We start from the raw sequence: 22,159 nt of genomic DNA on the forward strand, positions 1-22,159 counted from the left end.
CTCATTGTCCACGAAAAGCGCCTGATTTCCACAGGGTAAGAGTCGACCCTGTGGAAAATCCAGTCATCTCATCGCTTCACCGTAACCGTTACGCTTGCCGAGGCAAGACCGCCCTTGCCATCGCTGACGGTATAGGTGAAGGTATCCGTTCCTATCGCCGTGCCCGTATAGGATAGGGTTTGGCCATTGACGATCTTGCCTTTCGTGGTCGAGATAATGCTCAACGTATCGGCATCGACATCGCTATCGTTACTCAATACATTGATGCTGACGGTCTTTTTTACGCGAACCGTTGCCGTATCATTCACTGCAACCGGCGCATCATTGACCGGATTTACGGTGATATTTACCGTTGCCGACGCGGAACCGCCAATGCCATCGGAAATGGTGTAGGTAAAGCTATCGCTGCCGTAAAAATTGGCACTCGGTTTATAAGCAATGGTTCCGTCATTATTGATGGTGGCCACCCCATGCCCAGGGGTTCCGACCGAAACGATGGAGAGGCTATTGCCGCCACTCACCGAATCGTTGCTCAATACCGGCAGGGTCGTCGTGCCGTCTTCCTCGACGCTGGCCGTATCATCATTTGCGACAGGATTCGGATTAATGGACGCAGCCGTTGTGGCGGTCGCCGGAGAGGAAGCTGGCGTTTGGTTACCGAAAGCATCGCGCGCCTTGACCTGAAAGGTATAAGAGGTTGCCGGCGCCAAACCGCTGATCACATAATTGGGGCTGGCCTGCCAGGCGCTATTCACGCAGCCGGTACCGCCGTCAATACATGAGAACTGGTATTCAACCGTGCCGGATGCATCGCTTGCTACTGTTGATTCCATGGCGATACTGTTATCGTTTTGCGCGGCCGGGGCCGTTTTCCAGTCCGGATTGGGTGCCGGCGGCGTAGTGTCACTAACAGGCGGAACGGTGCCGGTAATGAAAAACTCGCCTTCGCTGCCATAGCTGGAATAAGGAATCGACGAATTGCCTACACCGGTGATCGCGAGATAATACCGCCCCGCGCTGACCGAGGTGTTAATCACGGCGTTCGTATTGTCAAGCGGATCGCTGGTACCTATTTCAAAACCCGATGCGTCGTAGAGCGTTGCCTTGACGTCCAAATTCGCGCCTCGTATTAACGTGCCTGTCACATCGGGATGGGGGATTACCACTGCCCATGCCGGGGTAACGGAAATATTGACAGTGCCGGCTCCGACATCCAAGGCAAACACATCGACATCGCCTTTCGTTTCGATAATGCCTTTATTGGCTGGGAAAGTATTTCCTGGATCGTCTTGGGGTGTGGTTGCCAAAATACTGCCATCGCTTTCAACGGCCAGCAGACTGGCTACGTCATTCGTATTGCCATGATCGTCCGCTTTAAACGTCAGTTTCGTGGCGATGATGCTGATGTCGTCCTGCGTATTATTGGCATCCGGGTATTCCCCCTTGCTCCATTCCGTCACATGCTTGTAATAACTGGCTCCCATGATCGGCGCCCAGGACGAATAGCCGCTTCCTAGCCCACTGTAATAGCTCGCCGTGCTGGTACCATCGTGAGAGAGTCCCAGATTATGGCCGAATTCGTGTGAGCTGGCCTCGGCCGTGGAAGCCAACCCCAGATGATTGTAATAAACCAGTGCGGGCGAATATTTAGTTGCATAGTCGCTACGGCCGAAAACGTTGACATAGGCGACACCGCCCGCTCCTTGGGACGGCATCGCCAGACCATATTGATCGACATCCTGGGTAATCAGCACCCGGCCGACCGTAGGTCCAAACACGGCGGGTATTTCTGTGGTGACGTCGATATTGAAAGGCGCAAAATCCTCGGCAACCCGATGCCAGATTTCGTGTATGCGGTTGAGTTCGTTATCGCTGAAAGAACTGGCATCGCCGTCAGTATCGTAGGGCACCGCGGTTAAAGTCGGGTAAGTCGAATTCCAGGCCGTGCCGCTAATCACATGACCATCAAAATCCAGAAACACTGTTCTTGAAGCGCCGGGTAGACTGTGCAGCTTAAAAACTTCTCCCGCTGGCAATGCCGAGGCTGCCGTAACTCCTTCTGTGATTGTGCTGCTTGTCGCTGATTCTGGAGCTGGGGTTTCGGCATCGATATAAAACACGCCCCCTTCCTGATCGACTTGCAACGTATTCGCATCGTTCGCAGGAAATGAGAATTCATGCAGCCTCTTCATCGCTTTTTTCCGAGCCGTCGAAGGAAGTTTTTCTAGCGCCTTCCGTAATCGGCTTTGCGCCGGCAGATCCCGGACCTGGAAAGGGGCGTCTTTTCCATACATCCTACCGACACCGGGGTTGGCGATTGCAGTATCGTTGAGCGCGGTCAACAAGGCGAGCGTGGCGGCTGCGGACAGATAAAAATGGTTCTGATGCATAATGAGGTTCTCCCTGGTTCCGATTAACAATTGACTCTAGCTAAATTGCTTATCGGATAAGTTTACATCCCTTACTTTTTTCTAATACAACCGATGTTTTGATTATGCGACGCAGTTATCAATAATAAAAATTTTCGGCAACGTCATTTGAATTTAGAAAAAGCCGGCATCAGAAAAGTGTCGCCCCCTATTTTTGATATATTAAGTTACATAGTCCGCCCGTCTGCCATCCCATCGAGTCAATATGAGGGCCTCTTCTGGGCTAGAAACTCGAAATAAAGATAATCGTAAAGCTGTTTGGCTTCTTGGTCGGAGAGCTTGTCCAAAGTGAATCGCGGCATGGAGCCTGGCGAACCGTCCGGCATCTTGGGATCGCGTATAAAGTTCAGAAAATCATTGAAGTTTTGCAACTGCGGCGCGTTCCGGAGCGGGAGACTGGGCACGATGATGTTTTCGCCGCGTCTATGACAGCCTGAGCAATGACTTTCGAAAGTATGCCGCCCAATTTTAAACTGTGCCGGCGCTTCGGGAGCAAACCCCCGGTAAACCAGTTGCCCGCCAAAAAAGCCCAAACCACCGACAGTCAACATGCCTGAGAAATAAAGCGCCAGCATGGCTGGCGAATCATGATGGCGACGCCCGATGACCACTGCCGTTAACATCAAGAGGAAGTACAGCGTGGCCAAAGCTAATTTCATCTTGATTTCGAAAATCCATGCCCCGCCATAAAAGCGCTGCCAATCCATGAACCCAACAGGTATGGCAAGAAAAATAAAGACAAAGGCAAGGACTGTTATCTGATAAGCCGTGTTTCGATAAGCCTGCTGTTTGGTCAGAAAAGCCAAAAGCGCAAAGCAAAAGGCTCCGATCGACATGCCTGCTGGCACGTGGACAAGAACCGGATGGACGGGATGTGAGTACCCAACCAGCGCGAGTAAGTCATACAGAACACTGCCCATGAGTGCGTTTCCTGTCGATGAAAGATCAGAATCGCCATGAAATAGCAATTTTCCCTTTCACCGATGCCGCTTTCCATGACGGATTCTAACCGATTGAAATCGATCATATAGTAAGATACGACGCTTGACAACTGTACCCTTCAAGCCATGTCCCCGCTCTCCTGCCAACCCGCGAACCACTCGGTCAAGTCGCGGGTATCGCCCATACCGCGGAGACGGTGGTCGATGGCGTCCTGGTTGCCCCACACCACCTCGTCCCAGGCGCCGCCGGCTACGCGCGTTTCGATGTCCTTACAGTAAAGCCCCTTGTCGCGCTGGACATAGAACCCGTACGTTCGGCAAGCCACCGGCCGGTGAGCATAGACCCGGCAGGCCCCCGCCGACCGATCCAACAGCGGGCAAACAATGGGGCGCGAGGACTGCTCGGCCAGCGCGGCGATGTCTTTGCCGATTTCCCGAAGCGGCTCCGGCGGCAGCGCGGCCAGCCCCTCCCGCAGTAAACTCCATTCCACCTCGGTGAGCCTCGGTATTTCGGCGAGTCGCCGGCAACATCCGTCGCAGCCCATGCGGCATAGCCAATCGGCATTGTCATCCCGGATGGTCTGTACCCGGGCGTCGATATCGGCATGAAGTTGATCAAGTGTGTTCATCTGGGTATGGCCTTATATATTGACGGTGCCTTGAAAAGCCCTTTCTTGAGTGTTGCGTAATGCCTCACCTAGCTACCTTCCTGTCAAGCGTTCATAATCGGTTCGCGCCAACACATAAACAGGGCTGGCGGAGATGGGGATGTCCGCATTCCCCGAGGCGTCAACCGGAAGATCCTGGACATGCCCCACCACGTCTACCCTCAGCCAGTGTTTGCCGGGATCAAGCCGTAGCGGCCATTTACCGCTCGCCTCATCGCTCCGCCAAATCATCAAGGTGTCGCCAAAGTAAGCCGCCTGGACTGCGTTGTCCTGGGTATCGACGGCTCGATAAGGCAAGCCGTCGATCAAGGCGCCCGCCGTATAGAGGGCCGCCTCGCCGGGCTTGTGACCCATCGAATAATCCCAGATCCGCCCGTAAGCCAGGTCGTATTCGTGACCGATGCAGAACGCCAAGCCCAAATAGTCGCTGCGGCTGTTGACCCAGGCGATCATTTTCGCGGCCTGCTCGGCCTGCCAGCGGCGCCCGGTCGGGCCGTGCATGGCCTTGGCGCCGGTCTCGCCGAGCCAGAAAGGCAAACTGTTTTTCCTGCCCAGGCTCGCATAAGCGGCCAGCACGCCGCGTTCGTCCTCGCTGTCGCCATTGCCGATCGGGCCGCCGAAACGCGGCGCTTTTTGCGGATAGGCATGCACATCCCAGGCGTCCAGATAGCGATCCAGGCCCAGTTGCAGTACCTGTTTGAACCAACCCTCCTCGCCCGGCCGCACCAGGCTGCCGCCGACATAATGAGCGTCGCTGCGCGCTTTGTGCGCCTGTTCGAACTCCCACTTGGCCCTCTCCACCCAGTGCGCGGGTTCGCGCAGCTTCTGCCACTCGGGCTCGCGGCGGATGTCTATCTCGTTGGTCGCTTTGAAGAAGCGGGTAAATGCCGCGGCGGTGTCGATGAATTTTTGTCCGTCCGCCGGATTGTCGTTCAGCCAGGAACTGTCGCCCGAAGAATCGGCAAACAAAACCAGGCCGCGCTGCTTCGCCCGCTCCCACTGTGCCCGATATTGCGGATCAAAGCCCGGATAGCTGCCGTAGCTTTTGTAAATCCCCAGCCGCTCCAGCCAGGTAAAATAGCCGCCTTCCTGATGAAAGCTCTTGTCGCCGTCGGCCAGGGCGTAATAGTCGTTGTTCCAGAGTTTTTTGCTGTCCAAACGCCGCTTTTGCTCGGCAGCGCCGCGCACGACCGAAAAGCCGTCCGCAGGATAATTCATGATCAATCGACCTTCCGGCGTATAGAAAGACGGATAGACGGCGTAATAACCGGCCTCGTTGATCTTGCCGAAATCGACTTCGAGCTGGCCGGGGAACTGACCGCTGACTTCCTTGACCGCCACCTCGTTGCCGCCGTAATCGACCAGGCGCAACCGCAGTTTGGCCGGAAAACGCGGCAGCGGCGCCGGCAAGCTCGTTTCTTCCAGAACCGGATGCCAACGCATGTCCACCTTCAGCTTGATAGGATCGCCCGGATGCGGCAGATTGGCCGGCGCATCCACGAAGATCAAAGGCCGGAGCCTCGCGGCGATGCGGTTAAGCGCCGGATCGGCCGAAGGATCGGTCAGTTGCGTCTTGATCGAATCCAGAGGTCGGCCAGAGGTATCGGTAAACTGGGCGGCGAAATAAAACCTTTGCCCCTGATCATGCTGCATGACCAGCTTAACCAGCAGGCTATGCCATCCTGGCGACAGCTTCAGCGTGGCGACTCGCGGCGCTTCCGGCCGATCCGACAACGCCGTGGCGACCAGGCCTTCGGTGGTCAGTCCGTGCAGCAGTGTTTTCATTTTTTCCATCGAAGATGAAAATCCGGCCGGCGGGTTCGGGTCATCGCTGAATGCGAAAGGCTGCCCATCCAGCCAAGCCGTGGTTCTGATGCCGGATTGTTTGAGATGCAGCAGCGCCTGGGTAGCCTGATCGGCATGCAGGTAAAGCTGGGCATAGCCGCTGCCGCGCGACCAGCCGTAGGCGTGGTCGGTGCTGGCCTCGATGTCGGCGCTGCCGTCGGCTCGCGTAGGCGCCGCATGCCAAGTCAGCATCTTGCCGCCCATCATTTGCAGGCTCAGGTAGGGTTGCCCCGGGTTCGGCCGCAGCACGGTTTCGCTATCCAGCCCGACGATTGACATGCCTGCCAGACCGTCCTGCAATCCCCCCACCAGCCAAGCTTCCGGCACACCGGCCTTCAGCGGTTTTGGAACATCCTCGGTGACCGCAGGCGGCGCAGGCATCTTGCCGACTTTTTCGGGATCGGCAAGAAACTTCACCACCTCCGCTTCGCTGCCGGGCCCCGCCAGCACGCCGAGCACACCGTAAAGGTCGTCGGTCATCACCGCGGCAGGCAAGGCCGGCAGGTTCAGGCGGCGGGCCAGCGCATCGGCGTCCTGCCCTACCCGGTATGCTACCGACAGCTTTTGATAGCCGGCGCGCGCGGCATCTGCCGCCAGTCCCCGAAACAGGATGTCATCCTTTTCGCCCTTGCCATCGAGCAGATACAGGCGCCGCTTGGCATCCGGCAATGGCTTGGTCAATGCCAGAAAGCGATTCCTGGCCTGCGCCTGTTCGGCGCTCATCCAATCGCCGAGCGGCGCCTCCAGTTTCAGCAAAAATGCGTCAAAGACCTTGGCCCCATCGGCCTTGCCGGTATTATGGATTTCCAGCCAGCGATCACCCGGCAATACGGTGACCGTGGCCGGGGCTTCCAGCCATTGATATTCCCAAGGCGTGGTATTGGTCAGCACGAAATCGCCGCGTGTCGCCAGCTGTTCGGGCTGCGCCCCGGCCTTGACCGTGAAATTTTGCGCCACCTGCGACACCTCGCCGCCGCTTTTGTAGCGGGCAAAAACACGATACTGTCCCGGCGCGATCTCAGGCTTCAGTGCGAAACGAAAATCGGCATCCCAACTGCCGAAGCCCGGGTGAAACACCTGAACCTCGTCCTTTTCGGTCAATACCGACGCGGCGCCGGGGCCGGCCGTGGCCTCGCCAAGCTGGACTTGCAGAGAATTATTTTTTTCGACGGCGGCAAAGGCCGGGGCCTTGCCTAAATCCAGCAGCACCACCGGCTTATCTGCCGTACCGCTTGCCGGCAGCGCAGACAATGGTGAAGCCAGTACAAAGGCGTCGAAAACCTTGGCGTCATGCCCTGCCCCGCTATCCCTGACCTCGATGACCGTGTCATCGGCCTTCAGGGCGACCTGCGACTCGGCGGCTATCCAGGCATAATCCCACCCCTTCGGTTTCATCGACAAAGAGCCGCGCAACTCCAGCCTGGATGCATCGGGTCCGGCCCAGACTTCGAAGGTCTGCACGCAGACCGCAGGATCGCCGCCCTGCCGCCAGCGCGCCCAGAAAGTGTACGAACCGGCCGGAAAGCCGGAGCCGAGTTTGAAGCGAAAGCCGACTTTCCAGTTGCCGAAACCCGGATGCAAAGAACTGATTTCATCCTTGTCAGCCTGAATCGAAGTGTCGCCTTCGTGGCCTGAGACTTCGCCGGCAGCCACTCTCGCGGTCTTATCGTCAACACCGCTTGATGCCGGCTCACGGCCGAGTTCAAGCAGCAGAACGGGCCTGTCGGCGCTGCCTTGTACCGGCAATCCCTGGATGACGCCGGCATGGCCAAGAGACGAGCCGGCCAGCGCCAGCAGCACCGCCTTTACCATCATGAAAAACAAGGTTAATGGCTTCATAAGCTTAGGAAAATTGGATATGGAACAAACTGATACGCGCGCAAGTGGGCGAGCGATGCAATGCAAAATGTGTATAATAGGGCCTATTCGGTCGGATTAGCCAGTCAATGTGCCGGATGCACACTCGGATTTTTCGATGCCGAAAGCGCATTTTTCCCCAGCGCATCATCCCAAATAGAGATTGTTGGAGAAGGACTTTTGACGATCTAACACGTCAAATTATGAAAGAGTTTATTACCCACTTTGTTTTGGATATTTTCAAAAAACCGGATGTGTCGAGATTTACGTCGGCATTATCGGGAAAACTGAATGCCATTTTAAGCCAAATTAAATTCAAAAAAAGCCTATCCTTAAAATCTCTGATCGTTTTAGGCTTCGTGATTGCGGTGATCCCGTTGTTTTTAGCGGTACTGTACGCGGCTTTCGGCATGCGCGAGACCTCGGCCTTGGGCAGAACCATCAATTCGCAGGTCTTCGAACAGACCAAAACCATACGCCAGGTTTTGCAAAAGACCGCCGATATTGAACGCAAGGCCCGGCTGTTCATTCTGCTGTCGGACCCCGCCCTGCGCCAGCCGTATGAACGGGAATCGTATGAAACGGCGCGGGCATCCTTCAAACAAGCCTTGAACGAGTTGCTCAAACTCAATGTGGCTAACAAGATCGCGCTGCTGGTCAACGAATTATCGGAAAAGGAAAACCTGATCTATCAACAGGTCATCAGCTCGACGACCGAAGATAATCCCGGCTTGCCCGTCGATGAGGCATTCCAGGGGCTGCGCGAAGCCTCCAACACCCTGTCGCGCGAATTCGAGAATCACGTCGACCATGAATTCAATGAATTGCGCCTGCAATCGGAATCCCTCGAACAAGGGCTGTTGACCAAGGCCGCGGTCCTGCTGTTCATCTCGTTCATCTTCATCGTGACCCTGCTGGTCATCCTGTCGCGTTCGCTGCGCCAACTGGATGTATCGATCCGCCGACTGGGTTCGGGCGAACTCAAACAACCGATCACCGTGACGGGTCCTGCGGACCTGCGCTACCTGGGCGACCGCCTGGAATGGCTGCGCACGCATTTGATGGAACTGGAAGTTTCGAAACAACAGTTCATGCACAACGTGGCCCGCGAAATCGAGCAGCCTTTAGCCGGCATCCGCGAAGGCACGGAATGGCTCGTCAACGCCGCGGATAAGGCCTCCGACAGTGCGGAACAGGCCCTTGCACTGAGTCTGAGCGCCAATGTCGAAAAACTGAAAACGGTGTCCGAGGAGTTGGTGCGCTACAGTCAAATCAACGTAAAACCGGAACTGAACCGTAAGCAATCCGTCAATATGAAGGACCTGCTTGAAGCGGTCATCAAGGATTATGAAACGCCGCTTCAGGCCAAATCGATTACCCTGAAAAAGCTGGTCAGACCCATCGAAATTTCCGGCATCAAAGAACAGCTCCGAAACATTATCGAGGAGCTGTTGTCGAACGCGGTGAAATATTCGCCCGTGGGTGGCGAAATACGTATCATGCTGCGCGATTCGGGCACCCAGATGGAATTGGAAGTCGAAGACGAGGGTCCGGGTATCGAGCCCGACGAACGTGCGCATGTGTTCGAGCCTTTTTTCCGCGGCAAGGCCGCCGAAGGCGACGATGCTGCCGAGGGTCCCGGCCTGGGACTGGCCATCGTCAAGGAATATGTCGCCAACCACCAGGGCAAGGTCGATGTGATCGACGCAAGACAAGATCAACAGGGCGCCCGCCTCCGCGTTCAAATACCGATTAGCCAAGACGCTTGAACCATACGCTACACCTATCTCTATGCTGCCATTACTTTCAATTCGCAACACAATCTTAGCACTCGGCTTTTTGCTGCTGACCGGCTGCGCCGAGTTCAACTCCGGCTCCGGCTGGAACGCTTATACCCCCACCTATTACAATTATAACGACCCTTATTCACAATCGGACTTTGACGAGCTGCTCGGTTTCGGGGCGACCATGGCCAACATATCCCCCTCGTCACGCGCCGAGACCTGCCGGCTAATACTGAAGCGCCAGAAAGATTCCCGTTCCTCCAGGGAAGGGATTCAGCTACACCTGATGGTAGGCCGCCTGCTATCCGATGCCTGCGGCGACATCCCCAGAATTCTGAACGGGGTTGGCTCGATCTCCGGCCGCCTAAACGATGATCGGACGCGGAAACTGGTCGCCATTCACACGGAAGCCTTAAAACGTATGAGCAATCAGCCAAGAAGACTCGGCACCGTGGAGCGCAAACATAAAACGGTTCCCGACGAATTGGAACCGAAAGAGTCAACGGGATCGAAGAAGGATGAAAACCGTCTGCTAAGAGAAAAACTGGAAGCCATCCGGTCCATGGAAAAACAGATGGATCAGAGCGACGGCACCAACTAGAACGCATGTTTCGTTTCCGTTTGGCCATTGCGATCGCCGTTTCGTTCGGTTTCGTGTTGTTTTTAGGCATTGCGCTGTATTGGGGATCAAACCAGGTGGCCCGCTATTTTCAGCGCAGCCAAACGGCCTATGAAGCTTTCGATCATTATGAGCGCTTGTCCCAGGAGGCCTATCGCCATTTCAAACAGCGCATGGACAGGCTGATGACGACAGCCCCAACAGCCGAAGCCGGCGTGGAATCCTCCAAGCATCGTCTCTACGAAGCGATGCAGGCGCTTAGAAACACCGCGGTGAAGACGACAGACGTGGAGAGTCACTCTATCCATGGGACGTCGCAAGCCGCCGAGCTGGAAAGAGTCGCCCATTTCACCGCCTTCCTGGATGCCAGCGAATACCGCTTCGATGAAGTCGAGCGCCTGCGCCAGCAGGGCCAGATCGAAAAGGCGGTGCAGGCACTCTCGAAATTCTCGGAAGAAGAAATCGACGGAAGATTCCAGCCCTTGATCGATGCCGCGATCAGCGCCGAACGCGAAAAGGCCGGCAAAGCCAAGCAAGAACTGGAAGATTTGGTGGCGCACTCGCGTTGGATCGCCATTTTGGCGTCAGTGCTTGCCGCGCTGTTCAGCCTCACCTCCGGCATATTACTGCTTCGCGGCGTTAGGAAACCCATCGAAGCCTTGATGAAGGGCACCGACGAAATCGCCTCCGGTAATTTGGATCATCGCATCACGCTCGATACCCGCGATGAATTCGCCTACCTCGCCAGCCACTTCAATCAAATGGCTGAGGAGTTGAACGTTCAGCAAGATAAACTGCGCGAGGGACGCGCGGTGCTGGAAAAAAGAGTGGCCGAACGGACTTTCGAGCTGAACCGCTTAAATGAGGAATTAAAACGCATGGACATCGCGCGGCGGGAGTTTTTAGCCGACATCAGCCACGAGCTGCGCACGCCGATCACCGTGATACGCGGCGAGGCCGAAGTGACCCTGCGCGGACAGGAACGCGAGGCCGAGGAATATAAAGACGCCTTGCAGCGCATCGTCGAGTTGTCCATGCAATTGGGAAAATACGTCAACGACCTGATGTTTCTGGCCCGCACCGAAACCGCCAACCTGCAATTTGAATGGGACAGCGTGGACCTGTCCGAACTCGTGGCCGGCGTGGTCGAAGATTTTCAGGTGATGGCCGAAGAAAAATCGATTTCGGTTGCCCTGGATGCGCCCGCCGGTCCCGTTTGGGTGCGCGGCGACAAACAACGGCTTAGGCAGGTGCTGTTCATTCTGGGCGACAATGCCTGCCGCTATTCGAACCCCGGAGGACGCATCACGGTCGCCTTGCGGATGGATGGAAGCGAAGCCAGTTTCAGCCTGACCGATCAGGGCATAGGCATACCGTCCGAGGATTTGGAACGCATTTTCAAGCGCCACTTCCGCAGCCGGAATGCCCTCCATGCCCGCGAGGACGGCACCGGCCTGGGCTTGCCGATGGCTAAATCCATCCTGAAGGCGCACGGCGGGCGTATCACGGTCACCAGCGCGGAAAACTCGGGCTCGACTTTTACGGTCTCGCTGCCGCTGCTCACGGCCGGGCCGGATCACAATCCAAGCCATCAAAAATAATTTCATATTATAGGTACCGGCACCATGCGAGTTCTGCTAGTCGAAGACGATGAACGCATCGTCGATTTTATTCAGCGCGGGCTGAAAGCCGAAGGCTATGCCGTCGAGGTGGCCCGGAGCGGGCCGGAAGCGATAACGATGGGGATCGAGGGTCAATTTCAGGCTATCATTCTGGATTTGGGCTTGCCCATCATGAATGGTAGGCAAATTTGCGAGCATTTACGCAACAATGGCGTCGACACCCCGATTCTGATGTTGACGGCACGGGATACGGTGCAGGATAAGGTGGCCGGCCTGCGCTCCGGCGCCGATGACTACATGACCAAGCCTTTCGCATTCGAGGAACTGCTGGCCCGAATCGAGGCGCTGATGCGCCGCCGCGGCGGCGAGCCCAAAACCGAAGCCAAGGAATTGCGCATAGCCGACCTGGTATTGAACGGGGAAACGCACGAAGTGAAACGGGGCGACACCCTCATCGACCTGACGCCGAAGGAATTTGCCTTGCTGGAATGCTTAATGCGTATGCAGGGCAAAGTGCTGAGCCGCACCCGGATTCTTGAACAAGTCTGGGGCTACAGCGCCGATCCTTTGACCAATGTAGTGGATGTCTACATTCGCCAGTTGCGGCGAAAAGTCGATGATGATTTTGAGCTGAAACTGCTGAAGACGGTGCGCGGGTACGGCTATAAACTGGATGCGTCCTAAACGGTGTCAAGGCACTTTATCCTCGCGCTGAGCTCTAAAATTTTGTACCGCGGGTTTCCGGTCCCGACATTGAGCCCTGTCCTGATGAATCGGCCGAACAGAAAACAGGCGCGGACAGCACCGAGATTATTAACGAGGAGAAACCATGAAAACCCAATTTGCATTACCCAACGAGGAACCCACAGACTGCGACATCGAAATCACCACCGAGCATTCGGCCAGCAGTCACGGACGCCCGGTTTTAGTGACCGAGAACAACGACGTTATCGACCCCATGTCTTGGACTTTTCATACAATCGTATCCGCAACACCCGAAGAAATAGCGCAGCTAAAGGCATTGGGGCTGCATACGCATCACATCTAAGCCGAGATGCCGCCTCGCCTTGAATAGGACGAATTCAATTTAGAATAATCACTGAATGTCCCCTCTCATTCGATTCGACCAGGTATTCGTCACCGCCCACGAAAAAACGATTCTATCGGACATCAGCTTTACGCTCTTCCCAGGACAAAAAGCGGTGTTTTACGGCAAATCCGGCTCCGGTAAAAGCAGTGTCCTGAAAACCGTGTTGGGTCTCCTTCCTCTAACCCGAGGCAGGGTTTACTTTCAGGAAAAACCGCTGACTCCAGCCTCCGTTCAGACGATTCGAAGCTGCACCGCCTACATCGGGCAAGAGCCGATTTTGGGGGCTGAAACCGTACGCGATGCACTGCTATTGCCTTTTCAATTCAAAGCGCATCGCGAACATCGACCTACGGATAGGCAACTCATTGAGGTGTTGCAACGACTGCAATTGCCCGTCGACATTTTAAGCCAGAATAGCAACCGTATTTCCGGGGGCGAAAAACAGCGGATTGCGCTGGCTCGAGGCCTGCTCTTGGGTAAAAAATTGTATCTGCTGGACGAGGTGACCAGCGCACTCGACGCGGAAAGCAAGCAAGCGGTGTTCGATGTTTTCTCCGATCCCGATCTGACCGTGCTGTCTGTCGCTCACGACCCCGAGTGGCTGGAGCGCTGTGATATGATTTTTGGACTGGAAGCGGGGCGATTGACTCAGGAAAAGCGACATGAAAACCCTTGATATTCAGCTGCCGCAGATGGCGCTTCTCTATGGCCTCTGTTTGCTGCCGGGGTTACTGCTCTGGCTGATGGGTCTGCGCTTGAGCCGGGATATTGGCATCGGCGTTCTGCGCATGAGCCTCCAGTTAGCGCTGGTCGGATTCTATCTGAAAATCCTATTCGATCTTAACGATCCTTGGCTCAATGGCTTATGGATACTGATGATGCTGTTAGTCGCCGATGTCAGTATCCTGCGGCGTTCAGGACTTAAAGTGCGTTATTTTGCGCTCGCCACCTTTTCGGCCATTGCCTCCAGCATACTGTTCTCCACCGCTTTTCTGGTGGTCCTGGTCATCCAGCCGACACACTTTTACGATGCCCGTTATATCGTGCCTTTGGCGGGCATGATCCTCGGCAACTGTCTACAAGGCAACGTCATCGCACTGGAACGCTTCTATTCGGCTTTACGCAAGAACGAGAACGAATACACGACCTTTCTGATGCTGGGGGCGACACGCTGGGAAGCCGTGCAACCTTACTTTCGCGAGGCCGTCAAAGCCGCGATCAATCCGACCATCGCCGGCATGGCGACCATGGGCCTGGTATCGCTGCCTGGCATGATGACGGGGCAAATTCTGGGCGGAAGCGAGCCTTGGCTAGCGGTGAAATACCAAATCGCCATCATGATCTGTATCTTCACCAGTACCACCCTCGCCAGTATCATTAACTTGAAACTCAGCCTAAATATTGCCTTCGACGCGTTTGACGTGTTGAAGAATGAATTGATCGAGAAGCCTTAGTTTGTGGCGCGCAGCCAAGTCTCCATGCCCTTTTAGCGGATGTGATTAAAGAATAGTGTCGAAATATTTGCCGGCACAACGCGGCATTTTCGCGATCGACGAAGCCCCTTCCAAATTACCCTCACACTGGCTAGCAACTGGGTATCAAATTTTGCGTCTCTTCCGATAAAAAAATCCGCGGTCGCCTTGAAAGCGGCCGCAGATCGAGTGTGAAGAAGACAACAGCCCATTGATACGACCGATTCGCATGTAGGCACATACATGACTATCGGCCGGAGCGATACAAGCACTCGATGCGCCGATGGCTAAGTGGCGGCCAACGACCTTCTCCTGCCTGAGTTCACCTGATTTCCGAACGCAGACGCCGTTGCAGGAAACATGATGATGAACGTTCGGCATTGTAGAGGCATGCATGGAAACCCGGCAGGGAAATTTTCCCATTTTCCCGCGGGATAAATGCTTCGCCGCCCACATTGATATTTTTCGTTCCCATCGTGTTTTGCGCGAACAGCGCGTAAAACAGTCGGAAGAGAATCCTGGCTTTGCCAAAGTGTACAAATCGGGAATTTTTCCTATGGATTTTGCCGCCGATAACGCACATCATGCGCGCTTCATTTGGAGGGCGAGCATGTCGGAAAGAATCAACGTGTTATTGGTCGACGACCATGCGGTCGTCAGGGCCGGTTATAAAGCCTATCTCTCCCTGTGCGAGAGAATCGGCACGATCGATGAAGCCGACCGCGGCGAAAGCGCCTGTCAACTGTATAACCGGAAACAGCCGGACGTGGTGGTGCTGGATATTTCGATGCCCGGTATCGGCGGTTTCGAAACGATCCGCCGGCTGATCCTGCGCGATCCGCGTTGCAAGATCCTGGTATTCAGCATCCATGACGAGCCGATCTTTGCCACGCGCGCGCTGAAGGCCGGAGCGAAGGGCTACATCATCAAATCCAGCATCCCGGACACCCTGGTTACCGCGGTCTGTACGCTCGCCGAAGGCGGAAGCTTCATCGCGCCGGAACTGGCGCAACGAGTCGCGATGTCGATGGTATACGCGCAGGACGAAGCCAACATCATCAAGCAATTGTCGCCGCGCGAATTCGATATTTTCTGTTTGCTCGCGAACGGCCTGGCGCCGCGCGAAATCGCCGAAAAGCTGTGTCTGAGTTACAAGACGGTCTGCAATCACGGCACCGCGATCAAGGACAAGCTCGAAGTGAAGACGATGGCCGAAATGACCCTGCTGGCCAGTCGCCACGGCTTGATTCAATCGCCTTATAGCGAAGGGACGGGGCAATTGCAGCCGGTTTGATGCGATCCCCGTCCTCCATTTTTGCTTTCCGAAAAACTTATTCCCTCACTCAATTTGGAGACATTATGAAACGCCTATTTTGCGCGGCTCTACTCCTGGCCGGAGGCCAGGCGCATGCCGAAACCCTTTTCGTGACCTTGGAAAAAGACAACGCGCTGGCGGTGGTCGATCCGATCGAAGGCAAGCTGATCAAAACGGTCCCGGTCGGCCAACGGCCGCGCGGCATCGTGCTCAGCAAGGACCTGCAGCAGCTTTACATCGCCGCCGGCGACGACGACACGCTGCAGATCGTCGACACGAACACGCTGCAAGTGATCGGCACGCTGCCGTCCGGCGAGGATCCTGAAACCTTCGCGATCAATCCCGAGGGCAACCGTCTCTATGTCTCGAATGAAGACGACAGCCTGGTCACCGCGATCGACATTCCGTCCAAAAAGGCGGTCAAACAGATCAAGGTCGGCGTCGAGCCGGAACCGGTCGCGGTCAGCCCGGATTCGAAATGGGTCGTGAATGCGTCGGAAGCGACGAACATGGTGCACTGGATCGAGCAGAAAAGCCTGAAGATCGTCGACAACACGCTGGTCGACACGCGGCCGCGCGGCATGGCATTTACCGCCGACAGCAAGCAATTATGGGTCACTTCGGAACTCGGCGGCACGGCGACCGTGATCGATGCGGAAACGCGCAAGATCATCAAGACGATCAAATTCGAGGTTCCGGGGGTCACGAAAGACATGATCCAGCCGGTCGGGGTCGCGATCGACCAGAACCGCAAATGGGCCTATGTCGCGCTGGGGCCGGCGAACCGGGTCGCGCTGATCAATGCGCAAACCTTGGAAGTCGAGAATTATTTCCTGGTCGGCCAGCGGGTCTGGAATCTGGCCTTTTCGCCGGATCAAAAACGGCTCTATACGACCAACGGCGTCAGCAACGACATCTCGATCATCGATCTCGAAGCGATGAGCGTCAGCAAATCGATCGGCGTCGGGCATTACCCGTGGGGCGTCGCGGTCAAGCCTTAGCCTTACCTCACCCTCCCGATAGCTGTGGGAGGCAGTCACCGCGATAGCGCCAGCCATGGTAAACCGTAATCGCCGCCGGCGGCGATTACGGTTTTGCCGGACTAATTGGTATTAGCCCCTGCCGGCGCATAAGCGTCGACCGAGATGGTGAGGTCTGGTTGGCCTTCCTGGCCCAATTGGCGGACTTTCAAGGCGCCGGTGAGCGCCGCCGGGGTGGCCGAGGTGCAACCGCTCTTGACGAAGAACCAGGAGGAATCGCGCATCGAGGACCCATCCGGATCGTTATAATTGACGTCCGAAGTAAAGTCGACCCAATTGGTGCTGATCGGCGCGACCGAGGTCAAAGGCTGGTCATCGTCGCCTACTTGATGAACCACCGCGGTTTTGGTCAGACCGGCCCGGAACAGCACCTCGTCGGACTGCCCGGCGGCACGGGTCACGAAATTGTAGGCGATAGAAACCGGTCCCCGATCGCTAAAGCCCGCACGCTGCAAATCGTTCACTTCAAAATATTGCGTGCCCCCCACATTGGGGTTGTAATCGGCGTTCTTCATCTTGAGTTTGGCGCCGTAAATGCAGCTCGTGCCGGCCGAGTTGCGCCAGACTTTGTCGGTCAACGTGGCAATCGTGACGCCGTTGGTCACGACATTGCGACTCGCGCTCGCCACCTCGGTATAGCCGGATTCGGGCGGATTATTGCTTGGCACCGCGCAGGTGTTGTTCTCCCCTCCGTTGGGATCGAATGTCGGCTCGATGGATTCATAAGTACCGAAATCGCCGGTGGTATTGCAGAGTGTGTAGGCCGATGTGCCGCCGGACACCGTAAACCCGGTCGACGGCAAGGTCACAAAGCCCGTTGCCATGGCCGAGGTCGAGACGATGCTCAAAACGCCGATCATCGCGCTGAGAAGCGAGGTTTTTTTCATGTTGTTTCCTAAGATTTATCGTTAACAAGCGTCTGGCGCTGGCAGAGGCCCTGCACAGACATCGAATTTTCTTCCTTGAAAAGCGGACATGGCATTAGAAACCATGCCCGATACAGGTCGTGACCTGATTCCCATCCACGCCGGCGCCGTCCGGACAGATGGCGCCGCTGAAATCGGTCGCGCTATCGACGATGGCGCTCGCCGTGCCTTTGGCGGCCGTCAGATTGGCGCCGCGTAAGTCGGCGCCTGAAAGATCGGTTCCCGTCAACTCCGCACCGGCCAGATTGGCCTGCTGCAAATTGCTGTGCGAGAAGTCGGCGTCGGTCAAGTTTGCCGCGTTCAAATCGGCTTCGCTGAGCACGGCATTGGCCAGTTCGCCGGCAGCCAGATTGGCATAACTCAAATTGGCTTTAGCGAGGGAAACGCCCTCGAGGCGGGCTTCGCGTAGCTCCGCTCCGGTCAGCGTGGCGCCGGTCAAATCGGCGCCGCCGAGGTTAGCGCCCGCCATCCGGGCGCCATAGAGGCTCGCCGCGGAAAAATTGGTGTGGTTCAGGTTGGCTCCTTCGGCAATCAGCGGATTGTTGCCGTCGGATTGCAGCTGCGACAGATTCGCATGATCGAGACGGGTATCCGGGCCGATCACCAGAGAGCCGATCACCGCGGCACCGTGCAGATTGGCGCCGCTCAGGTCGGCGCCGCCCAGTTCGCCGCTCAGCCGCGCCTTGCTCAGCACCGCGCCGCGGAGATTTCTGTCCTTTAAACTGACCGCCTCGCTAAAGTCGCATTGGCTCAAATCGGCGCCCTGACCCGGCGAAAGGCAGGCTGCCGGATCGTTTTCCTTGAATTTTTTCACCCTGACCCAGAATGCCGGGCTCGTCGAAGGCGGCTGATTTTGATTGTCGTCCTCAAGGCTCAAATAGGCCGCGTGTTCATAGTTGACCCGGTCGTTGCGCGCATAAACCGGCGTTTCGCCCCAGTCGCCGCGGAAAACGCCGGGCAACTTCCGGGAACCGTGCCGGCCGGGCGCGGCCATCGCCTCTGCTTCGGCCGCAAATGGCTGCATTTGAAGGGTTGTATCGCCAGCAAGATTCAGCGCCACGGCAACAGGCGGCTGCGGCCGCTTTTCGAGCCGCGCGCGGGTTTGCCCTTCGGCTGCAACAACCGGTTGAGCGGCTTTTACGCCGACAAAACCGATGCCCGCCATCACCGTCATGCCGAGGGCGGCCAAGAAAGTGTTTTTCCGAATTTTCATCAATGCGCTCGCTTACCCATGCCGGCTTAGGCAAATACCTTTATTAAATTCTACCGGCGGCTGCGCCCCTCAAAGGCGGGAAAAGCTCCTGAAATGACCGGGAAAAAATCCCGTTCTATCCTTCGGGCAAATACGCTCGAAACAAAGGAATTTTTCCCTTCTGAGGGGGCATGCGAGTCCATTAAAATCTCGGCCCGGTCCGATAACGACCGTTAGCCGCAATGGCTTCGCAACTGCACTTACGACTTGAAAACAAGATGCCTTCCACGCCCAAAACCGTTTTTTCGATAACCGGCGAGCTTCGCCCTTACCCAACCTCATCGTTTATTTTCATGGTCGCCTTGATGACTCCGTCATGGCAGAGTTTGGCGGAGAACATTGACGATGACGCCAGCGCGCTGGATGCCGTCGTTGTCGAAGGCAAGCCGGTCACCAAACTCGGACCGCTGGAAGGCCTGCAGCTCGACAAGGAGCAAATTCCCGGCAACATCCAATCGATCACCCGCAAAGACATCAAGGATTCCATGGCCACCAGCATGGGCGACCTGATGAACAGCCGCTTGCAGTCGGTCAATGTGAACGACTATCAGGGCAACCCGTTTCAGATGGACATCAGCTACCGCGGCTTTTCCGCGTCGCCGCAGATCGGCACGCCGCAGGGGCTTTCGGTGTTTCTGGATGGCGTACGCGTGAACGAGCCTTTCGGGGACGTCGTGAACTGGGATTTGATCCCGATGAACGCCTTAGCGGGCATGGATGTGTTTCCCGGCTCCAATCCGCTGTTCGGCTTGAATACGCTCGGCGGCGCCTTGTCGCTGCGCACCAAAAACGGTTTTGACGACGCCGGCGTCAACGTGCGTTTTCAGGGCGGCTCCTGGGACAGAAAAAAAGGCGACCTGTCTGCCGGCTGGAACAACGGCACCGTGGGCGGCTTCATCTCGTTCACCGGCTTCGACGAGGAAGGCTGGCGCGATAACTCGCCTTCGCAGGTGAACCAGGGCTTCGCGCGCCTCGATTTGCGCGGCGACAACTACGCGCTCAAGTTCAGCAGCCTGCTGGTCGGCAACGACCTTTTGGGCAATGGGCTGATCCCGACCGATCTTTACCGGAAAAATCCCGAATCGGTCTTCACGTCGCCGGACAGCACGCAAAACGAATTGCAGCAATACACGCTGGGCGGGGAATGGTTTTTCAATGACGAATGGAGCCTGACCGGGCAGATTTATCGGCGCGACAGCCAGCGCAGCGCGATCGCCGGCGACATTTATGAGGACTTCGATGAAATGGATGACAGGCCGATGGTGGCCAATGGCACCGCGGGAAACAGGGCGGTCTGCCAGATGCCGGATGGGAACCGGGATGGCGTCCCCGACTACGGCCTGGATCGGGATGAAGACGGTGTCATCGATGACGGCACGCTGAATCAAAAAAATCTCAGCGTCGATGACAGCAACTATATTTTGCTGGCGCCGTCCTTGAACGGTAATTGCCGCAATCTTCGCTATGTATCGAACACCGGGCCGCGTAACGGCGCTTACGGCGACAACACCGACCCGATCTCGACGGACCCGCGCCATTCCCCCAAAGGCCTGATCGACGGCACGCCGATCGGCGTGCTCAGCAAGACCGATATCGGCCAACTGACCGATGGCGCTTCCCTGCAATTAAACTGGAATAACCCGAAGCATAAGTTCATGGTGGGCGGTTCGATCGATGACGCCGGCACCGATTTCGATACCCGCCAGCGCCTCGGCCTGATCGACGCGAGTCACCGGGTGTACAGCGACCCCGCGCATATCGACCCGATTTTTACCGCCGGGCAACAAGACATTCACAACAACTCGTTTTCCGGCAAATCGACGACCTTCAGCGGCTATTTCAGCGAAACCTATTCGCCCGAGGACAACCTGCACCTGAGCGTTTCCGGCCGTTTTAACCGTACCCGGGTCAAAAACCGGATGCGCGCGCGCACCCGCGCCGGCTACGACAGCCTGAGCGACATCCAGAACCTTAACAAACACCGGCCCGATGTGATTCTCTGCAACGGCGGCGATCCCGCTTCCTGTCCGGACGCCCCGAACTACCACATCAACAACTGGCTGAACGATATTTATTTCGCCCAGGACCCTTATAACGGCCTCGGCAGATACGGCGAGACGCCCACCTCGGAAGTGTTCGATTACACCTCGTTCAATCCCTCCGTCGGCATCAGTTATCTGCCGTTCAAGGATTCGAACGTCCCCTACAAGGATCTGAATCTGTTCTTCAACTGGAGCCAGGGCACTCGCGCGCCTTCCAGCGTCGAACTGGGCTGCGCCTATGACGGCACCCTGGTGCCGCTGAATCCCGGCGATCCCAACTCACAGAAAGCGCCGAAAAGCCTGTCGACGATCGGCGGCTCCTGCACCCTGCCGACAACCTTGTCCGGCGATCCTTTTCTGCCGCAAATTTTCGCCAATTCGTTTGAATTCGGCATGCGTGGCAAGCTGTTCGGTGATTGGAACTGGAATGCCGGCATTTACCGGACCGACCTGAAGGACGACATCTACCTGGTCGGCATCACCCCCGATAGAAGCTTCTTCGATACGATCGGCGATACCCGTCGGCAAGGCATCGAGTTCGGCTTTTCCGGCAAAGCCGGCATCGTCGACTTTCAGGTCAATTACGGCTATACCGACGCAACCTTCCAGTCGCACCTGTACATGCTGAGCCCGCACAACAGCAGCGCCGCACAACGGTCGATCAACGACGATTTCGGCAAGAACCTCTACGATGCGAGCGGACGGCCGAAGGTCGCCTTGCAGGACATGATCGAAGTCAATCCGGGGGACCGCATGCCGGGCATCCCGCTGCACAACATCAACGCCAACATGAATTTCCATCTGACCAACAAATGGACGCTGGGGATCAACATGATCGCGCATTCGTCGTCGTACGTGCGCGGCAACGAAAACAACGAACATACCCAGGGCGCCTACCACTATTATTACGCCTTTACCCCCACCGGCGAGACCGTATTGACCCGGGGGCGTCAGTACAAGGACCCCGGCAGCGTGGCGGGCTATGCGATCTTCAACCTGAAGGCCCGCTACGAAGTCACCCAGGGACTGTCGTTTTTCGGCATGATCAACAACGTGTTCGACCGCCAGTACGCCACGGCCGGGCGGCTTGGGGTCAATCCGTTTTCACCGTCGGAAAGAGGCGCGATAGGCCCGAGCGGCTGGAATTACAATTCCCGGGACTGGCTGAGCAGCACGTTTATTGGTCCCGGCGCGCCAAGGGCCTATTGGGTGGGGGTGGAGCTGTCGTTTTAAAAGGCAAAAAGATTTCCTTTGCAT

Annotated in this window: 17 protein-coding genes; 10 read left to right on the plus strand and 7 right to left on the minus strand. The window is 56.5% G+C overall.

The window, feature by feature from the left end; translation table 11 throughout:
* Positions 1 to 68: 68 nt before the first annotated feature.
* The 4 genes from ACEPPP_RS04255 to ACEPPP_RS04270 form a co-directional block, all read right to left on the minus strand.
* Positions 69 to 2,390 carry an Ig-like domain-containing protein gene (locus tag ACEPPP_RS04255; RefSeq protein ID WP_374089806.1) on the minus strand — a complete coding sequence of 774 codons (2,322 nt, stop codon included), beginning with the start codon at positions 2,388 to 2,390 and terminating at the stop codon, positions 69 to 71.
* 239 nt (positions 2,391 to 2,629) lie between these two features.
* Complete coding sequence (locus ACEPPP_RS04260; protein WP_374089807.1) at positions 2,630 to 3,349, minus strand: DUF2231 domain-containing protein; 720 nt, start codon at positions 3,347 to 3,349, stop codon at positions 2,630 to 2,632.
* A 140-nt stretch (positions 3,350 to 3,489) separates the two neighbouring features.
* Positions 3,490 to 3,999 (minus strand): YkgJ family cysteine cluster protein, encoded by a 510-nt coding sequence (locus ACEPPP_RS04265; protein ID WP_374089808.1) that lies wholly within the window; start codon positions 3,997 to 3,999, stop codon positions 3,490 to 3,492.
* A 72-nt stretch (positions 4,000 to 4,071) separates the two neighbouring features.
* The gene (locus ACEPPP_RS04270; RefSeq protein ID WP_374089809.1) at positions 4,072 to 7,722 is read right to left on the minus strand and encodes a hypothetical protein; all 3,651 of its coding nucleotides are present in this window, start codon (positions 7,720 to 7,722) and stop codon (positions 4,072 to 4,074) included.
* 221 nt (positions 7,723 to 7,943) lie between these two features.
* On the opposite strand from ACEPPP_RS04270, the gene ACEPPP_RS04275 reads away from it, so the two are divergent.
* The 7 genes from ACEPPP_RS04275 to fetB all read left to right on the plus strand — a co-directional run bounded on the left by ACEPPP_RS04275 (position 7,944) and on the right by fetB (position 14,309).
* Positions 7,944 to 9,509, plus strand: coding sequence for a sensor histidine kinase (locus tag ACEPPP_RS04275; RefSeq protein WP_374089810.1), 1,566 nt, complete (start codon positions 7,944 to 7,946; stop codon positions 9,507 to 9,509).
* A gap of 22 nt (positions 9,510 to 9,531) precedes the next feature.
* Positions 9,532 to 10,125 carry a hypothetical protein gene (locus tag ACEPPP_RS04280; protein WP_374089811.1) on the plus strand — a complete coding sequence of 198 codons (594 nt, stop codon included), beginning with the start codon at positions 9,532 to 9,534 and terminating at the stop codon, positions 10,123 to 10,125.
* A gap of 5 nt (positions 10,126 to 10,130) precedes the next feature.
* Positions 10,131 to 11,744, plus strand: coding sequence for an ATP-binding protein (locus ACEPPP_RS04285; protein WP_374089812.1), 1,614 nt, complete (start codon positions 10,131 to 10,133; stop codon positions 11,742 to 11,744).
* Positions 11,745 to 11,768: 24 nt separating this feature from the next.
* Positions 11,769 to 12,449, plus strand: coding sequence for a response regulator transcription factor (locus ACEPPP_RS04290; protein ID WP_374089813.1), 681 nt, complete (start codon positions 11,769 to 11,771; stop codon positions 12,447 to 12,449).
* Positions 12,450 to 12,594: 145 nt separating this feature from the next.
* Positions 12,595 to 12,813, plus strand: a complete 219-nt coding sequence (locus tag ACEPPP_RS04295) for a hypothetical protein (protein WP_374089814.1) — start codon at positions 12,595 to 12,597, stop codon at positions 12,811 to 12,813.
* A 55-nt stretch (positions 12,814 to 12,868) separates the two neighbouring features.
* Complete coding sequence (locus ACEPPP_RS04300; protein WP_374089815.1) at positions 12,869 to 13,531, plus strand: ATP-binding cassette domain-containing protein; 663 nt, start codon at positions 12,869 to 12,871, stop codon at positions 13,529 to 13,531.
* The gene (fetB, locus tag ACEPPP_RS04305) at positions 13,518 to 14,309 is read left to right on the plus strand and encodes an iron export ABC transporter permease subunit FetB (protein WP_374089816.1); all 792 of its coding nucleotides are present in this window, start codon (positions 13,518 to 13,520) and stop codon (positions 14,307 to 14,309) included. The genes ACEPPP_RS04300 and fetB overlap by 14 nt, the downstream gene beginning before the upstream one ends.
* Positions 14,310 to 14,649: 340 nt before the next feature.
* Here the strand turns inward: fetB and ACEPPP_RS04310 are convergent, their stop codons facing one another.
* The gene (locus ACEPPP_RS04310) at positions 14,650 to 14,913 is read right to left on the minus strand and encodes a hypothetical protein (RefSeq protein WP_374089817.1); all 264 of its coding nucleotides are present in this window, start codon (positions 14,911 to 14,913) and stop codon (positions 14,650 to 14,652) included.
* A gap of 24 nt (positions 14,914 to 14,937) precedes the next feature.
* On the opposite strand from ACEPPP_RS04310, the gene ACEPPP_RS04315 reads away from it, so the two are divergent.
* Entirely contained in the window at positions 14,938 to 15,621 is a 684-nt protein-coding gene (locus ACEPPP_RS04315; RefSeq protein ID WP_374089818.1) for a response regulator, read from the plus strand.
* Positions 15,622 to 15,686: 65 nt separating this feature from the next.
* Complete coding sequence (locus ACEPPP_RS04320) at positions 15,687 to 16,643, plus strand: PQQ-dependent catabolism-associated beta-propeller protein (RefSeq protein WP_374089819.1); 957 nt, start codon at positions 15,687 to 15,689, stop codon at positions 16,641 to 16,643.
* Positions 16,644 to 16,744: 101 nt separating this feature from the next.
* Here ACEPPP_RS04320 and ACEPPP_RS04325 read toward each other — a convergent pair whose 3' ends face one another.
* Both ACEPPP_RS04325 and ACEPPP_RS04330 read right to left on the minus strand, forming a co-directional pair.
* Positions 16,745 to 17,569, minus strand: coding sequence for a hypothetical protein (locus tag ACEPPP_RS04325; protein WP_374089820.1), 825 nt, complete (start codon positions 17,567 to 17,569; stop codon positions 16,745 to 16,747).
* Between the two features lie 94 nt (positions 17,570 to 17,663).
* Positions 17,664 to 18,821: a pentapeptide repeat-containing protein gene (locus tag ACEPPP_RS04330; protein WP_374089821.1), complete on the minus strand. Its 1,158-nt coding sequence runs from the start codon at positions 18,819 to 18,821 to the stop codon at positions 17,664 to 17,666.
* A gap of 365 nt (positions 18,822 to 19,186) precedes the next feature.
* On the opposite strand from ACEPPP_RS04330, the gene ACEPPP_RS04335 reads away from it, so the two are divergent.
* Positions 19,187 to 22,135, plus strand: a complete 2,949-nt coding sequence (locus ACEPPP_RS04335; protein ID WP_374089822.1) for a TonB-dependent receptor — start codon at positions 19,187 to 19,189, stop codon at positions 22,133 to 22,135.
* Positions 22,136 to 22,159: the final 24 nt, after the last annotated feature.

Origin of the sequence: Methylomicrobium lacus, assembly GCF_041897535.1 — a bacterium.
Taxonomy (GTDB): Bacteria; Pseudomonadota; Gammaproteobacteria; order Methylococcales; family Methylomonadaceae; genus Methylomicrobium; species Methylomicrobium lacus_A.

What these genes read in the sequence shown, in the direction of transcription:
- ACEPPP_RS04255 (WP_374089806.1), bottom strand. Translation starts at nt 2,390, where the DNA reads ATGCATCAGAACCATTTTTATCTGTCCGCAGCCGCCACGCTCGCCTTG.
- ACEPPP_RS04260 (WP_374089807.1), bottom strand. Translation starts at nt 3,349, where the DNA reads ATGGGCAGTGTTCTGTATGACTTACTCGCGCTGGTTGGGTACTCACAT.
- ACEPPP_RS04265 (WP_374089808.1), bottom strand. Translation starts at nt 3,999, where the DNA reads ATGAACACACTTGATCAACTTCATGCCGATATCGACGCCCGGGTACAG.
- ACEPPP_RS04270 (WP_374089809.1), bottom strand. Translation starts at nt 7,722, where the DNA reads ATGAAGCCATTAACCTTGTTTTTCATGATGGTAAAGGCGGTGCTGCTG.
- ACEPPP_RS04275 (WP_374089810.1), top strand. Translation starts at nt 7,944, where the DNA reads ATGAAAGAGTTTATTACCCACTTTGTTTTGGATATTTTCAAAAAACCG.
- ACEPPP_RS04280 (WP_374089811.1), top strand. Translation starts at nt 9,532, where the DNA reads ATGCTGCCATTACTTTCAATTCGCAACACAATCTTAGCACTCGGCTTT.
- ACEPPP_RS04285 (WP_374089812.1), top strand. Translation starts at nt 10,131, where the DNA reads ATGTTTCGTTTCCGTTTGGCCATTGCGATCGCCGTTTCGTTCGGTTTC.
- ACEPPP_RS04290 (WP_374089813.1), top strand. Translation starts at nt 11,769, where the DNA reads ATGCGAGTTCTGCTAGTCGAAGACGATGAACGCATCGTCGATTTTATT.
- ACEPPP_RS04295 (WP_374089814.1), top strand. Translation starts at nt 12,595, where the DNA reads ATGAAAACCCAATTTGCATTACCCAACGAGGAACCCACAGACTGCGAC.
- ACEPPP_RS04300 (WP_374089815.1), top strand. Translation starts at nt 12,869, where the DNA reads ATGTCCCCTCTCATTCGATTCGACCAGGTATTCGTCACCGCCCACGAA.
- fetB (WP_374089816.1), top strand. Translation starts at nt 13,518, where the DNA reads ATGAAAACCCTTGATATTCAGCTGCCGCAGATGGCGCTTCTCTATGGC.
- ACEPPP_RS04310 (WP_374089817.1), bottom strand. Translation starts at nt 14,913, where the DNA reads ATGATGTGCGTTATCGGCGGCAAAATCCATAGGAAAAATTCCCGATTT.
- ACEPPP_RS04315 (WP_374089818.1), top strand. Translation starts at nt 14,938, where the DNA reads ATGTCGGAAAGAATCAACGTGTTATTGGTCGACGACCATGCGGTCGTC.
- ACEPPP_RS04320 (WP_374089819.1), top strand. Translation starts at nt 15,687, where the DNA reads ATGAAACGCCTATTTTGCGCGGCTCTACTCCTGGCCGGAGGCCAGGCG.
- ACEPPP_RS04325 (WP_374089820.1), bottom strand. Translation starts at nt 17,569, where the DNA reads ATGAAAAAAACCTCGCTTCTCAGCGCGATGATCGGCGTTTTGAGCATC.
- ACEPPP_RS04330 (WP_374089821.1), bottom strand. Translation starts at nt 18,821, where the DNA reads ATGAAAATTCGGAAAAACACTTTCTTGGCCGCCCTCGGCATGACGGTG.